General features: G+C 71.3%; 12 protein-coding genes. 2 read left to right on the top strand and 10 right to left on the bottom strand.

Annotated elements, in window-relative coordinates:
* Window positions 1–331: 331 nt before the first annotated feature.
* The 8 genes from QYS60_RS11825 to QYS60_RS11790 all read right to left on the bottom strand — a co-directional run bounded on the left by QYS60_RS11825 (window position 332) and on the right by QYS60_RS11790 (window position 9,078).
* Window positions 332–1,396 carry a ferrochelatase gene (locus QYS60_RS11825; RefSeq protein ID WP_371383239.1) on the bottom strand — a complete coding sequence of 355 codons (1,065 nt, stop codon included), beginning with the start codon at window positions 1,394–1,396 and terminating at the stop codon, window positions 332–334.
* 9 nt (window positions 1,397–1,405) lie between these two features.
* On the bottom strand, window positions 1,406–2,218 hold the full coding sequence (inhA, locus tag QYS60_RS11820; RefSeq protein ID WP_003939509.1) for an NADH-dependent enoyl-ACP reductase InhA: 813 nt from the start codon (window positions 2,216–2,218) through the stop codon (window positions 1,406–1,408).
* Between the two features lie 52 nt (window positions 2,219–2,270).
* Window positions 2,271–3,020 carry a 3-oxoacyl-ACP reductase FabG1 gene (gene fabG1 / locus QYS60_RS11815; protein WP_003939508.1) on the bottom strand — a complete coding sequence of 250 codons (750 nt, stop codon included), beginning with the start codon at window positions 3,018–3,020 and terminating at the stop codon, window positions 2,271–2,273.
* 79 nt (window positions 3,021–3,099) lie between these two features.
* Complete coding sequence (locus QYS60_RS11810; protein WP_371383238.1) at window positions 3,100–4,080, bottom strand: VWA domain-containing protein; 981 nt, start codon at window positions 4,078–4,080, stop codon at window positions 3,100–3,102.
* Window positions 4,077–5,030, bottom strand: a complete 954-nt coding sequence (locus tag QYS60_RS11805; RefSeq protein WP_371383237.1) for a DUF58 domain-containing protein — start codon at window positions 5,028–5,030, stop codon at window positions 4,077–4,079. The genes QYS60_RS11810 and QYS60_RS11805 overlap by 4 nt, the downstream gene beginning before the upstream one ends.
* Window positions 5,027–6,184 (bottom strand): MoxR family ATPase, encoded by a 1,158-nt coding sequence (locus tag QYS60_RS11800; RefSeq protein ID WP_003939505.1) that lies wholly within the window; start codon window positions 6,182–6,184, stop codon window positions 5,027–5,029. The genes QYS60_RS11805 and QYS60_RS11800 overlap by 4 nt, the downstream gene beginning before the upstream one ends.
* A gap of 148 nt (window positions 6,185–6,332) precedes the next feature.
* Window positions 6,333–8,195 carry an NlpC/P60 family protein gene (locus tag QYS60_RS11795; protein ID WP_371383305.1) on the bottom strand — a complete coding sequence of 621 codons (1,863 nt, stop codon included), beginning with the start codon at window positions 8,193–8,195 and terminating at the stop codon, window positions 6,333–6,335.
* A 337-nt stretch (window positions 8,196–8,532) separates the two neighbouring features.
* Window positions 8,533–9,078 carry a DUF6676 family protein gene (locus tag QYS60_RS11790; protein ID WP_371383236.1) on the bottom strand — a complete coding sequence of 182 codons (546 nt, stop codon included), beginning with the start codon at window positions 9,076–9,078 and terminating at the stop codon, window positions 8,533–8,535.
* 257 nt (window positions 9,079–9,335) lie between these two features.
* Between QYS60_RS11790 and acnA the strand changes: the two genes are divergently transcribed.
* Window positions 9,336–12,140, top strand: a complete 2,805-nt coding sequence (gene acnA / locus QYS60_RS11785; RefSeq protein ID WP_054374954.1) for an aconitate hydratase AcnA — start codon at window positions 9,336–9,338, stop codon at window positions 12,138–12,140.
* Window positions 12,141–12,253: 113 nt separating this feature from the next.
* Window positions 12,254–12,826 carry a TetR/AcrR family transcriptional regulator gene (locus QYS60_RS11780; RefSeq protein WP_003939501.1) on the top strand — a complete coding sequence of 191 codons (573 nt, stop codon included), beginning with the start codon at window positions 12,254–12,256 and terminating at the stop codon, window positions 12,824–12,826.
* Window positions 12,827–12,832: 6 nt separating this feature from the next.
* Here QYS60_RS11780 and QYS60_RS11775 read toward each other — a convergent pair whose 3' ends face one another.
* Both QYS60_RS11775 and QYS60_RS11770 read right to left on the bottom strand, forming a co-directional pair.
* Window positions 12,833–13,078: a helix-turn-helix domain-containing protein gene (locus QYS60_RS11775; protein ID WP_003939500.1), complete on the bottom strand. Its 246-nt coding sequence runs from the start codon at window positions 13,076–13,078 to the stop codon at window positions 12,833–12,835.
* Window positions 13,079–13,215: 137 nt separating this feature from the next.
* Window positions 13,216–14,844 (bottom strand): ABC-F family ATP-binding cassette domain-containing protein, encoded by a 1,629-nt coding sequence (locus tag QYS60_RS11770; RefSeq protein ID WP_003939499.1) that lies wholly within the window; start codon window positions 14,842–14,844, stop codon window positions 13,216–13,218.
* Window positions 14,845–14,929: the final 85 nt, after the last annotated feature.

Here is a 14,929-nt window from a genome sequence, read left to right as displayed (position 1 = left end):
GCTGTGCCGCGGCAGTGAGCGGCTCCCGGCGGCTGAGCGCCCCTGTCCTGACGGTTCCCTGCGTCCGTGCCGGGCAGGACCGGCTCCGTCGTCATGCCGACATCTTCTCCCGGGTCGCGGCAGCCGAGCCCGAAATCGGCACGACCGCCCTCCGGTCCGGCTCGGGTACCCGGCAGCGACGCCCCTGACGGGGCCGTGACGACCCTGGCGGGGCGTGACGTCCATCCCCGGGCAGCGGCGCCGCCCGACGGTCAGCGAGGCGGCCCGGCGCGGCCGGTGGACGGTGTCGGCCGGATCCCGGACGCCGGGCCCGCGGGGCGGGCCCGCCCGGTCAGCGGCGCGGCCGTGCCGGAGGCCGGCAGCATTCGGGGGCGCAGAGCTCCCCGTTGCACCCGACGCCCAGCAGCGGCTCGGTGCCGCGCCGCACCGGGGCGGCACCGTCGAGGCGTTCGCGCACCAGCTCGCGCACCATCTGCACGAACCGCGGGTCGGTGCCGGCGGTGGCGGCGCGGACGAATGCCATGCCGAGCTCCGCGGCCCGGTCGCGCGCCTCGGTGTCGAGGTCCCAGACGACCTCGAGGTGGTCGGAGACGAATCCGACCGGCACGACGACGACCGCGTCGACGCCGCGGGCGTGCAGAGCGTCGAGGTGGTCGACGATGTCCGGCTCGAGCCACGGCACCTGAGGGGGCCCGGACCGGGACTGCCACACCAGGTCGTGGTCGGGGGTGCCGGTGGCGGCGGCGATCAGGCGGGCGGCCTCGTCGACCTGCCGGCTGTAGAGGTGTCCACCCCGATCGGGGGGACCACCGGTGGCGTCGGCGGCGGTGGGCACCGAATGGGCGGTGAACACCAGGCGGGCCGCGTCGCGACGGTCGGCGGGCAGCTGGGCCCGGGCCGCGGCGACGGCGTCGGCGACGGCGGCGAGGAACAGCGGATGATCGTAGAAGTGCCGCAGTTTGGTCAGCGCGGGCGCGTCGTCGCCGACGGCGGCGCGGGCCCGGGCGATGTCCTCGTGATACTGCCGGCACCCCGAATAGCCACCCCACGCCGAGGTCGGGAACACCAGGGCGTTGCGCACCCCGTCGCCGCGCATGGCCGCGACGGTGTCCTCGATCATCGGGTGCCAGTTGCGGTTGCCGAAGTAGATCGGCAGGTCCAGCCCGGCGGCGGCGAAGTCCTTCTCGAGACGCGCAATGAGGTCGCGGTTGAGGGCGTTGATCGGCGACACACCGCCGAAATGCAGGTAGTGCTCGGCGACCTCGTCGAGGCGTTCGGGGGGCACCCCGCGCCCGCGGGTGACGTTCTCGAGGAACGGCCGCACTTCGTCCGGGCCTTCCGGACCGCCGAACGACAGCACCAGCAGCGCGTCGTACGGCTCGGGAGTAGGGGTCATGGCTCGACCCTAGGCTCCGGCACCGAAGCCGACCTGGGAATGGAAGCCCCCGTCGACGTAGACGATCGACCCGGTGGTGCCGGGCAGCCAGTCCGAGAGGACCGTGCACACGGTCTTGGCGACGGGCGTCGGATCCTCGACGTCCCAGCCGATCGGGGCCGCCGCGGACCAGCCCTCGTTGAGCCGGTTCATCTCCGCCCCGGGACCGGTGGCGTCGCCGGCGATGGCCTTGGCCGCGAGGGTCTTGATCGGGCCGGCGGCGACGAGGTTGGAACGGATGCCGCGGCCGCCGACCTCCTTGGCGACGTAGCGGTTGACGGACTCGAGGGTGGCCTTGGACACGCCCATCCAGTTGTAGAAGGGCACGGCCCGGGCCGGATCGAAGTCCATGCCGACCAGGGACGCACCGTCGTTGAGGGCGGGCAGCAGTGCCTTGGCGAGGGCGGCATAGGAGTAGGCGGACACCTCGAGGGCGACGGCGACGTCGGTCCACGGCGCGTCGAGGAACGGGCTGCCCAGGCAGGAGCGGGGGGCGAACCCGATGGAATGCACCACGCCGTCGAGGCCGTCGGGGGCGAGTTCGCGGACGCGGTCGGCGAGGGTGTCGAGATGCTCGGTGTTCTGCACGTCGAGTTCGAGGGCCGGCGGCACCGGCTGCGGCAGGCGCTGCGCGATGCGGTCGATCAGGCGTAGCCGGTCGAAGCCGGTGATGATCACCTTGGCGCCCTGTTCCTGCGCGACCTTCGCGGTGTGGAAGGCGATGGAGGCGTCGGTGATGATGCCGGTGACGAGAATGGTCTTGCCCTCGAGCAGTCCGCCCATGAGTGTGTCGGTCCTCCAGTGAGTTTCGGATGTGGTGGCGTGTGTGCCGGGGTCAGTGGCCCATGCCGAGGCCGCCGTCGACGGGGATGACCGCGCCGGAGACGTACGCGGAGTCGTCGGAGGCCAGGAAGCTGACGACGGCGGCGACGTCCTCGGGCTTGCCGAGACGCTGCAGCGGGATGAACTTCTTCGCGGTGTCGCGGACGTCGTCCGAGAGTTCGGCGGTCATGTCCGTCTCGATGAAGCCGGGCGCGACGACATTGGCCGTGATCGATCGCGAGCCGAGTTCACGGGTCACCGAGCGGGCCAGGCCGATGACACCGGCCTTCGAGGACGCGTAGTTGATCTGTCCCGCCTGGCCGGCCATGCCGACGACCGAGCCGAGGAAGATCATCCGGCCCCAGCGCCCCCGCAGCATCGCGCGGTTGGCGCGCTTCGCGCACCGGAACGCACCGGTGAGGTTGGCGTCGACGACCTTCGTGAACTGGTCCTCCGTCATCCGCATCAGCAGCGTGTCGTCGGTGATGCCGGCGTTCGCGACCAGAACCTCGACCGGTCCCTGATGCTCTTCGACTGCCTTGAACGCGGCGTCGACGGAGTCGCTGTCGGTGACGTCGCAGCGAACGCCGAACAGTCCCTCCGGGGCGCCGGAGCCGCGGTGGGTGACGGCAACCTTGTGGCCGTCCGCCTGCAGGCGGCGGGCGACGGCGAGGCCGATGCCACGGTTGCCGCCGGTGACGAGAACCGAGCGGGGGGTGGCCGCGGGGCGCGGCGATCCGGCGGGGCTGCTTGCGTCAGTCATGGGGTCAAACCCTATCTGGTGGCGGTACGGGTCGGTAACAAGGCGCCCGGAGCGGCGGGCGGACCGGCTGCGGCGCAGGTCAGGGCAGGCGTTGACGCAGCAGCAGGGCGGCCCCGACCCCACCGGTGACGGCGAGGACGCCGAGGATCAGCCAGGGCCGGCTGGCGTCACCGCGGGTGGTCTCGTACCCGATCTGTTCCTCGAGGGTGTTGTAGGCGTCCTCGAGTTCCTGCAGGTTCGATGCGGTGAAGAAGGTGCCCCCGGAGAGGTTGGCGATCTCCTTGAGGGACGGGTCGTCCACCGGAACCGGGATGCGTTCGTTCTCGATCGAGACGGTGCCGTACTCGGTGCCGAAGGAGATCGTCGAGACGGGCACGTCCTTGTCCGCGGCCTGCCGGGCCGCGGTGAATCCGCCGCGCGGGTCGTCGGGGCTCTCCGGGACGGTCTGCTTGCCGTCCGAGAGCAGCACGATCCGGGCCGGGGGTGCCTGGTCGCCGCCGCCGAGCACCGCGGCGAGGGTGTCGACGGACTGCAGGGCCGTGAAGATCGCCTCCCCGGTGGCGGTGCGCTCGCTCAGCTGCAGGTTGTCGATCGCGGTCTTGGTGGCCGCCCGGTTGGTGGTGGGCGAGACGAGCACCGAGGCGGTGCCGGAGAACGCCACCAGGCCGAGATTGATGCCGGGCGTGAGGTCGTCGGCGAAGGACTTGGCGGCCGCCTGCGCGGCGGCCAGACGGGTCGGCTCGACGTCGGTGGCCTGCATCGACAGGGACACGTCGATCACCAGGACGACGGTGGCGCGGTTGCGCGGGACCCGCTGTTCGGCGGTGGGCCCGGCCGCGGCGACGGTGAGCAACGCGAGACCGGCCAGGAGCAACGCGACCGGGACGTGCCGGCTGCGGCCGGGCCGCTGCGGCGCCACCTTCTCAAGCAGTTCGAAGTTGGTGAACCGCAGTGTGTGCCGCATGCGGCGGCGTTGCACCGCCACGTAGCCGGCGGCGAGGGCGAGGACGACGAGAAGGAACAGCAGCCACCACGGCGCGGTGAAGTCGGAGATGCTCACCGGGCCCCCTTCACCGGCGCGCCGAAGCTGTGGCGGCGCGCGGCGACGAACCGGACGACGTCGTCGATCCAGTTGCGGTCGGTGCGCAGGCTCAACAGAGGGGCGCCGCAGCTGCGGACGGCCCGGCGGACGGCGTCGCGGTGTTCGGTCGCGGCGCGCGCGTAGTCGGCGCGCAACTGCTCGGTGGTGGTGAACTCGCGGGTGCGCCCGGTTTCGGGGTCGTGCAGCACGACGTTGCCGAGGTCGGGAAGTTCGAGATCGCGACGGTCGAGGACTTCCACCGCGAGCAGGTCGTGCCGGCCGGAGAGGGCACGCAGCGACCGTTCCCAGTCGATGGGGCCGAGGAAGTCGCTGACGACGACGACCAGGCCGCGGCGCCGCTGCGGGCGCCGCAGCGACTCGATCAGGCCGCGCAGGTCCCCGCGGGTGCCGTCGGGGGCGTGCGGGGTCGTCGCGATCGAGCGGAGCATCGCCTGCGTGTGCAGCTGGCCGCCGCGGGCGGGCACGCGGCGGGTGTGCACCCCCGTCCCGACCACCGCGCCGATCCGGTTGCCGCCGCCGCCGGCGAGGTAGCCGACCGCGGCGGCGGCGGCCACGGCGAGGTCCCGCTTCTCGCAGACCCCGGTGCCGAAGTCGAGACTGGGCGAGAGATCGATCGCCAGCCACGTCTCGAGCTCGCGGTCGGCGACGGTCTGCCGCACGTGCGGGTGGGTGGTGCGAGCGGTGACGGACCAGTCCATCTGGCGCACGTCGTCGCCGGGCTGGTACTCGCGGGCGTCGCCGGGCTCGGAGCCGGGGCCCGGGATGAGTCCGAGGTGGTCGCCATGCAGCACCCCGTCGAGGCGGCGCCGCACCGTCAGCTCGAGGGTTCGCAGCGCCGCCGTCAGGGCGGGGTCACGCAACTCGCCGGAACGGAAGGTCGGCGGAGTCACCGGGGGGCGTCGGCTCACCGCTGCCCCGCACCGGCCTCCGGCCCGGGCATCCCTGCCGCCGGCGCGGCCGCGACCCCGACCGGCGCCGGGGCGGGGACGGGTGGTTCGGCCTGCGGGGCCACCTGCGGCATGCCGACGGTCTGCAGGATGCGGGCGATGATCTGGTCCGGCGAGACGTCGTCGGCGAGGGCGTCGTAGGACAGCACCAGCCGGTGCCGCAGCACGTCCGGGATGATGTCGACGACGTCCTGCGGCACGACGTAGTCGCGGCCGCGCAGCAGGGCCAGGGCACGCGCGGCGGAGATGATGCCGAGAGTCGCCCGCGGGGACGCTCCGTAGGCGATCCAGCCGTCGACCTCGGTCAGGCCGATCTCGCCGGGAGAACGGGTGGCGAAGATGACCCGCACCACGTAGTCGACGAGGGCGTGGTGGACGAACACGCGGTTGGCGACCTGCTGCAGGCGGATCAGCTCGTCGCTGTCGAGGATCTGCTTGGGTTCGGGTGCCGCCACCCCCATGCGGTAGACGATCTCGCGTTCCTCCTCGACCGTGGGGTAGTCGACGAGGACCTTGAACAGGAAACGGTCGCGCTGCGCCTCCGGCAGCGGGTACACGCCCTCGTTCTCGATCGGGTTCTGGGTGGCCATCACCAGGAACGGGTCCGGCATGGGGAAGGTCCGGCCGCCGATCGTGACGTGCCGTTCGGCCATCACTTCGAGCAGGGCGGACTGCACCTTGGCCGGGGCACGGTTGATCTCGTCGGCGAGCACGAAGTTCGCCACGACGGGTCCGAGTTCGGTGTCGAATGCTTCGCGGCCCTGCCGGTAGATGCGGGTGCCGACGAGGTCGGTCGGCACGAGGTCGGGGGTGAACTGCACCCGGGAGAACGATCCGCCGACGACCTTCGCGAACGTCTCGACCGCGAGGGTCTTCGCCACGCCGGGGACACCCTCGAGCAGCACGTGGCCGCGGGCGAGGACGCCGACGAGCATCCGCTCGACGAGCCGGTCCTGACCGACGATCACCCGCTTGACCTCGTAGATGGCCTGTTCGAGCAGACGCACATCGTGTGCCTGGTCCGACGTGCGGCCCGTCTCCCCGGCCGGGGCGGCCACGGCGGTCTTCGCGTCCGACGTTGCCGTGCCCGACGTGCCACCCTCGCGTGAGGTCACCAAGAATCCACCGCTTTCGCCTCGTTGCTGCTGGAAGTCACCTACCCACACCACTATTCCAGGTGGCGGACGGCGGCGCCGTCGCCGAGCCGGTGCGCGTGGGCACCGGCGTCGGACGAGTCCTCCTCCGGCCGGGCGGAACAGCGTGTCAGGAGACCATCCGTACCACGTACGGGGTCATGCCGTCCCAGCGTACCGGTGAGATCTTCACGTGCGAACCCGACTGCGGGGCTTCGATCATCTGCCCGTCGCCCAGGTACAGGCCCACGTGCTGGCTGGCGTTGGGGCCATAGAAGATCATGTCGCCGCGGCGCATCTGTGCCGACGGCACCTGCTCGCCGGCGGTGTACTGGTAGCCGGTGTAGTGCGGAAGCGAGATCCCGATCCCGGCGAATGCGTAGATCATCAGCCCGGAGCAGTCGAAGCCGACCTTGTTGTAGTCGCCGTAGCTGTCCGCGACGCCGCCGTCGCGAATGCCGAGGGTCGGGCCGTTCTCGTCGCCCCCGCCCCACGCGTAGGGCACCCCGATCTGAGACATCGCCCGATCGATCACCGTCTCGACGGCGGCCGCGCCGGTGAGGGTCGAGCCCCGCTCGGGACTGGTCCGGGGCCGGCTGCGGGTGGGCGGAGTGGTGGTGGTGTCTTCCTCCTCCACCGGGTCGGCGCGGTCGGGAATCGTCGAGTCCTCGGAGCCGGCGTCCTCGCTGCCGTCGGTCGAGCCGCCCGATCCGTCGGTGCCCGATCCGTCCGTGCCCGATCCGTCCGTGCCCGAGCCGTCGGTACCGGATCCGTCCGTACCGGATCCGTCCGTACCGGATCCGTCCGTACCGGATCCGTCCGTGCCCGATCCGTCGGTGCCCGATCCGTCGGTGCCCGATCCGTCGGTGCCCGATCCGTCGGTGTCCGTTCCGTCCTGCCCCGATGTGGCGCGCCCCGGCCGGGTCGTGCCGGAGGTCGGCGGCAGCGGCGACTCGAATCCGACCTCGGACTCGCCGGATTCGGCGGCCGCGGGCTGGGGCCGCACGTAGCCGTCGATCTGAGTGTGGGGCCGCTGCCCGTTGGCCAATTCGGCAGCACGGGCGTTGGCGTCGGCGTCGGCGGCGACGCGCCGGGCGGCATCGGCCGCCGCCTGCCGCGCGGCAGCCTCGGCCGCCGCCGTCGCGGCCTCCTCGGCCTGCCGCTGCCGATCCCACTCCGCGTACTGCGCGCGCTGACCTTCGAGTCCGGTGACGGTGCCGCGGGCCCGGTCGAGTTCCGCCTGCGCCTGTGCGCGGTCCTGTTCGATGCGTTGCTTCTCTGCGGTCTGTGCGGCCAGCGCGGTACGCGCCTCGCTGATGGCGGCCTCGGCAGCGGCACGGCGTTCCTCCGCCGCCGCGGCCGCGGCGTCCGCTTCCTGCTTGCTGGCGCGCGCTCGCGAGTCCCGGTTGGCCTGCTCGGTGCGGGCCCGTTCGAGCGCGTCGAGGACGGCGGTACGGCCCGCGGAGAGCAGGCGCATGATCTGGGCGCGGTCGAGCAGGTCGTCGGGCCCGGTGGAGCCGATGAACGAGGCGAGCGAGGCGACATTGGTGCCCTGGACGTAGCTGTCGCGCGCGAAGGCGTCGAAATCCTGCTGGGCCTGCCGGATCCGGGTGCCGGCGTCCTTCAGCGCCTGCTGGGACAGGGTGACCGCGTGGGCGGCGGCGTCGGCGGCGTCGCGGGCGGACTGCAGGTCGACCAGGGCGCGGTTGACGTTCTCCCGCTTGATCGCAACCTGGCTCTCGAGTTCGGCGAGGTGCTGGTCGGCTGAGGCGATGCGGAGGATGAGCCCACCCACCTGGTCCAGCCCGGCGGCGACGGCACCCCCGGCTGCCGCGAGATCGGCATCGCTCGGATTGGGCGGCGGGGGTGGGACCGCCCCGGCGGACGCGGCCGTGCCCGCGATCAGGGAGGTGGCCAGGCCGATGCCGAGGACCAGCCGCGCCGTGCGGGACAAGCGGCGTCTTCGGGGCGTCCGCGACGACTGCCGGGACATCGCCTGCCGTATTCCGCTACGCCTCACATCGCCCTCCCTCGGTCGCGCCGGCGGGACGCACCCGAGCGCAACCGGGAAAGGGGTCGGTGCAGCAGCGATCCACCGCGGACGAGGCCGCGGTTGCACCGCTCGACGGCCCGGCGTCGACTCACGGTTCGCACCGCGACCCGGCACCGGGTATGTGTGACACCCCTTCCCCAAGAGCGCCAAGTGCACCGTACGACACTTCGCACCCCGATGAAACTCCAGTCACAGAAGACGGAAGCGGAATGAGACCTGTGTCAACGGCCTGAGCTGTGACGACGGCCACAGCGCGAGACGAAAATTCTCCGCCGCGTCAGCGCTCGATCCGGCCGGCCGCCGCCGCTGTCGTCGTGTCGGTGTCGCGACGGCGACGGACGGCCTTGGCGAGGTAGGTCGCTCCGGCCGCGCCCGCGACCGCGAGCAGCAGCAGCACCGTGAACAGCGTCCAGGGCGGCGCGGGCTCGGTGAGAGCATCGACGAAATTCGACGCCGAGACGACCGGGTCGCCGGTGTAGGTGCGGTCCTGCGCGGACTCGAGGAGCACCCGGTCGATGCTGTCGCTGTGGGCGCCCACCCAGCCGGGACTGAGCACGAGCACGGTGCCGCCGTCCTCGCCGGCGACGTCCGTGGCGAGGTCGCGCAGCTGCGAATCGAGGCGGGGATCGCGGTCGAGCACGACGATGCTCAAGTCGATCCCGTGCTGCTGCGCGCGGTCGACGACGGCGACGAGATCGTCGACGCGCTCCGGAGGTGCCGAGACCTGGTCGTCGGCGAGGTCGGCGAGGACCTGCTCGAGCGAGACGCCCGGCGGGAGGTCGGTGGACGACGGCGTCAGGACACGTGGCAGGGGCGCAGACATCTCTCTCCGTGGTACTCGACGGCCACCGCTCGTGCGGCGCCGTTCGTACCCTACGCGACGAGGCGATCGCGGCGGCCGGACGCCGGATCGGCGGTTCCGTCCCATCGCTTCACAGGACAAGCGTACTGTTAGACTTGCCGCGAGACGCCTCCGACGCCGTCCGGCCCTGTTCTGCGGCCCGGCCCGGCTGCGGAGCCTCGCTTCGGCCGTCGACACAGCCCCGTCGGCGGCGAGCCTCATCGACGAGTGGAGCTGACGTGAGCACCAGTATTGATTCGTTCGGCGCCAAGGGGACGCTGGAGGTCGGAGAGAACTCGTACGAGATCTTCCGCCTCTCGGCCGTACCCGGCACCGAAAAGCTGCCCTATGCATTGAAGGTTCTCGCCGAGAACCTGCTGCGCACCGAAGACGGTGCGAACATCACCGCCGATCACATCCGCGCCCTCGCGAACTGGGATCCGTCGGCCGAGCCGAGCGTCGAGATCCAGTTCACTCCCGCCCGCGTGATCATGCAGGACTTCACCGGCGTGCCCTGCGTGGTCGACCTCGCCACCATGCGTGAGGCCGTCACCACCCTCGGCGGCGACCCGAACAAGGTCAATCCGCTCTCCCCCGCCGACATGGTCATCGACCACTCGGTCATCCTCGACGTCTTCGGCCGGGCCGACGCCCTCGAGCGCAACGTCGACCTCGAGTACGAGCGCAACGGCGAGCGCTACCAGTTCCTGCGCTGGGGCCAGGGCGCCTTCGACGACTTCAAGGTCGTCCCCCCGGGCATGGGCATCGTGCACCAGGTCAACATCGAGTACCTGGCCCCCACCGTGATGGTGCGCAACGGCCAGGCCTACCCCGACACCTGCGTCGGCACCGACTCGCACACCACGATGGTCAACGGCCTCGGCGTGCTCGGCTGGGGCGTCGGCGGCATCGAGGCCGAGGCCGCGATGCTCGGCCAGCCGGTCTCGATGCTCATCCCGCGCGTGGTCGGCTTCAAGCTGACCGGCGAGATCCAGCCGGGTGTGACCGCCACCGACGTCGTCCTCACGGTCACCGACATGCTCCGCAAGCACGGCGTGGTCGGCAAGTTCGTCGAGTTCTACGGCGCGGGCGTCGCCGAGGTGCCGCTGGCCAACCGCGCCACCCTGGGCAACATGAGCCCCGAGTTCGGATCCACCGCCGCGATCTTCCCGATCGACGGCGAGACCATCAACTACCTGCGCCTGACCGGCCGCAGCGACGAGCAGCTCGCGCTCGTCGAGGCGTACGCCAAGGAGCAGGGCATGTGGCACGACGCGGAGAAGGAGCCCTCCTACTCCGAGTACCTCGAGCTGGACCTGAGCACCGTGGTCCCGTCCATCGCCGGCCCCAAGCGCCCGCAGGACCGCATCCTGCTCAGCGAGTCGAAGATCGCCTTCCGCAAGGACATCCACAACTACGTCGAGGAGCAGCACCCCGCCGAGCACACCAAGCTCGACGAGGCCGTCGAGGAATCCTTCCCGGCGTCCGACCCGGTCGCGCTGTCCTTCGCCGACGACGGTGCCGTCGACGTCCAGTCCGCCGCCAACGGCGCGGACGGCCGGCCCACCAAGCCCGTGCGGGTCGTCTCCGAGGAGCGCGGGGAGTTCGTGCTCGACCACGGCGCCGTCGTCGTCGCGGGCATCACCTCGTGCACCAACACCTCGAACCCGTCGGTGATGCTCGGCGCCGCGCTGCTCGCCCGCAACGCCGTCGAGAAGGGCCTGTCGTCGAAGCCGTGGGTCAAGACCAACATGGCACCCGGCTCTCAGGTCGTCTCCGACTACTACGAGAAGGCCGGCCTGTGGCCGTACCTCGAGAAGCTCGGGTTCTACCTCGGTGGCTACGGCTGCACCACGTGCATCGGTAACACCGGGCCGCTGCCGGAGGAGATCTCCAAGGCCGTCAACGACAACGACCTGTCGGTGACCGCGGTGCTCTCCGGTAACCGCAACTTCGAGGGGCGCATCTCCCCCGACGTGAAGATGAACTACCTCGCGTCCCCGCCGCTCGTCATCGCATACGCCCTGGCGGGCACGATGGACTTCGACTTCGAGACCGACCCGCTCGGACAGGACCAGGACGGCAACGACGTCTTCCTGAAGGACATCTGGCCGTCGGCCCAGGAGATCGACGACACCATCAAGTCGGCGATCAGCCAGGACATGTTCCGCAAGTCGTACGCCGATGTCTTCAAGGGCGATCACCGCTGGCAGAACCTGGAGACGCCGGAGGGCGACACCTTCGCGTGGGACGAGAACTCGACCTACGTCCGCAAGGCTCCGTACTTCGACGGCATGACGATGGATCCGGCTCCGGTCTCCGACATCAAGGGCGCCCGCGTGCTGGCCCTGCTCGGCGATTCGGTCACCACCGACCACATCAGCCCGGCCGGACCGATCAAGCCCGGCACCCCCGCCGCGCAGTACCTCGACTCCCACGGGGTCGAGCGCAAGGACTACAACTCGCTCGGGTCGCGGCGCGGCAACCACGAGGTGATGATCCGCGGCACGTTCGCGAACATCCGCCTGCAGAACCAGCTGCTCGACGGGGTCTCGGGCGGTTACACCCGCGACTTCACGCAGGACGGCGCGCCGCAGGCGTTCATCTACGACGCCTCGCAGAACTACCAGAAGGCCGGGATCCCGCTGGTCGTCCTGGGCGGCAAGGAGTACGGCTCCGGTTCGTCCCGCGACTGGGCCGCCAAGGGCACCCGCCTGCTCGGCGTCAAGGCGGTCATCACCGAGTCGTTCGAGCGCATCCACCGGTCGAACCTGATCGGCATGGGCGTCATCCCGCTGCAGTTCCCCGCGGGTGAGTCGGCGAAGTCTCTCGGACTCGACGGCACCGAGGTGTTCGACATCGCGGGCATCGAGGAGCTCAACCAGGGCACGACGCCGCGCACGGTGCACGTCACCGCCACCAAGGCGGACGGCAGCACGGTCGAGTTCGACGCGGTCGTGCGCATCGACACCCCCGGCGAGGCGGACTACTACCGCAACGGCGGCATCCTGCAGTACGTGCTGCGCAACATGATCCGGGGCTGACACCACCCGGATCGGCCGCCCGCACCCGCGGGCGGACCACGCTGTGCACCGGCGGCGGGCTCGGGGCGACTTCGTCTCGGGCCCGCCGTCTCCTCCCCGAAAGGACGTTCGCGGTGCCCAAGGTCAGTGAGGACCACCTCGCCGCGCGCCGGAGACAGATCCTCGCCGGCGCCCGCCGGTGCTTCGCCGAGTTCGGCTACGACGGCGCCACGGTGCGCCGCCTGGAGGACGCCACGGGACTGTCCCGCGGCGCGATCTTCCACCACTTCAAGGACAAGGACGGCCTCTTCCTGGCCCTGGCGCAGGAGGACGCCGCGCGGATGGCCGACGTCGCCGCCGAGCAGGGCCTGGTGCAGGTGATGCGGGACATGCTCGCCTCACCCGAGCAGTTCGACTGGCTCGGCACCCGGCTCGAGATCACGCGGCGCCTGCGCACCGACCCGGACTTCGCGAAAGCCTGGACCCAGCACTCCGCGGAGCTGACCAAGGCGACGGTGGGCCGGCTCGAACGGCAACGCGAGGCGGGCCGGCTACGCGACGATGTGCCGACCGAGGTCGTGCTCAGCTACCTGGACCTGGTTCTCGACGGGCTGATCGCGCGGCTCGCCTCTGGCACCGCCGACGACGAACTGGCGGCGGTGCTGGACCTGGTCGAGGAGTCCGTGCGACGCACCGCCGCCGGCTGACCCCGGTCAGGTGGCGGCGCGGGCCGCGCTGCGCCGGTTCGGTCCGCCCCGGCCGCGCAGCGCGACGTGGGACTCCACGAGCACGTTGTGCACGAACCCGTAGGACCGGCCCGTTTCCTGCGCCAGCGTCCGGATGCTCGCCCCGGCCTCGTAGCGGCGTTTCAGTTCTGCCTGAAGACGATCACGCGACTCCCCCGTGACCCGTGTGCCCTTGGTCAGTACACTCCCGGCGTGCTCGGATTTGCGTGCCATCGGATCCTCCCGTCGGATCGGCAAGGCCCCGCCTCCCAGGCTAGTGGACGGCGCGGAGCGCCGGGAGGAATCGCGCAGGTCCGGGCCGCGGCGGCCGCCCCGGGTCCGGCTCGGCACCGGACGGGGGGCCCGCGACCTCAGGCGAGCTGGATCAGTTCCAGGTACTCCTGCGACCAGTGGTCCTCGGTACCGTCCGGGAGCAGGATCACGCGCTCCGGATCGAGCGCTTCGGCGGCGCCGGGATCGTGGGTGACGAGGACGACCGCACCGGCGTAGCTGCGCAGCGCGTCGAGCACCTGTTCCCGCGAGACCGGGTCCAGGTTGTTGGTCGGCTCGTCGAGCAGCAACACGTTCGCCGCGGAGGACACCAGCCCGGCCAGCGCCAGGCGGGTCTTCTCACCACCGGACAGCGTCCCGGCGGGCTGGTCGAGCTGGGGACCGGTGAACATGAACGCCCCGAGCAGCCCCCGCAGGTCCTGCTCCCCCGCGTCCGGTGCCGCGTGCCGGATGTTCTCCCACACCGTCGCATCGTCGTCGAGGGTGTCGTGCTCCTGTGCGAAGTATCCGATCTTCAGGCCGTGTCCGGGCACCAGCCCGCCGGCGTCCGGGGTCTCGACCCCCGCGAGCAGGCGCAGCAGCGTGGTCTTGCCGGCACCGTTGAGGCCGAGCACGACGACGCGGCTGCCCCGGTCGATCGACAGGTCCACGCCGGTGAAGATCTCCAGCGAGCCGTACACCTTCGTCAGGCTCTCGGCGGTGAGCGGGGTCTTGCCGCACGGCGCCGGTTCCGGGAACCGGATCTTGGCCACCTTGTCGGCCACCCGCACCTCGTCGAGTTCGGCGAGCAGCTTGTCGGCGCGCTTGGCCATGTTCTGCGCCGCGACGGCCTTGGTGGCCTTCGCGCCGAGCTTGGCCGCCTGCTGGCGCAACGCGGACGCCTTCTTCTCGGCGTTGGCGCGTTCGCGGCGACGGCGCGCCTCGTCGGTGGCCCGCGCGTCGAGGTACTTCTTCCAGCCCATGTTGTAGATGTCGGCCTCACCGCGCACCGCGTCGAGGAACCACACCTTGTTCACGACGTCGGCGAGCAGGTCCACGTCGTGGCTGATGACGACCAGTCCGCCGTCGTGGTTCTGCAGGAATCCGCGCAGCCAGGTGATCGAGTCGGCGTCGAGGTGGTTGGTGGGCTCGTCGAGCAGCAGGGTGGTGGCGGACTTGCCGGAACCGTCGGAGGCGGCGAAGAGGATGCGGGCGAGTTCGACGCGGCGGCGCTGGCCGCCCGACAGGGTGCGCAACGGCTGGCCCAGCACCCGGTCCGGCAGGCCGAGGCTGGTGCAGATGCGGGCTGCCTCCGATTCGGCCTCGTACCCGCCGAGGGCCGAGAAGCGTTCCTCGAGCGACCCGTACTTGCGCACCGCCCGGTCGCGGACGTTCTCGTCGACGGCCTCGGCCATGACGGCCTGCTGCTTCTCCATCGCACGCAGGATCTCGTCGAGGCCGCGGGCGGAGAGCACGCGGTCCTTGGCGAGCACGTCGAGGTTGCCCTCGCGCGGGTCCTGCGGCAGGTACCCCAGGTCACCGGAGCGGACGACGGCGCCCGCGTACGGTTCCCCCTCCCCCGCGAGGATGCGCAGGGTGGTGGTCTTGCCGGCGCCGTTGCGTCCGACCAACCCGATCCGGTCGCCCGGCTGCACCCGCAGCGCCGGTCCCGGCGCCGAGAGCAGCGTCCGCACGCCGGCGCGGACTTCCAGATCGGTGGCGGTGATCACGCGTGGGACTCCTCAGGGATGTTTCGGATCGGCTGTCGATGATGCCGCAGCGACAGGCGCACGAACCATTCATTTTACCGTCCGG

It is taken from the genome of Rhodococcus sp. GXMU-t2271 (assembly GCF_041414735.1).
GTDB lineage: Bacteria > Actinomycetota > Actinomycetes > Mycobacteriales > Mycobacteriaceae > Rhodococcus > Rhodococcus indonesiensis.
This window is presented reverse-complemented; position numbering and strand designations above follow the sequence as displayed.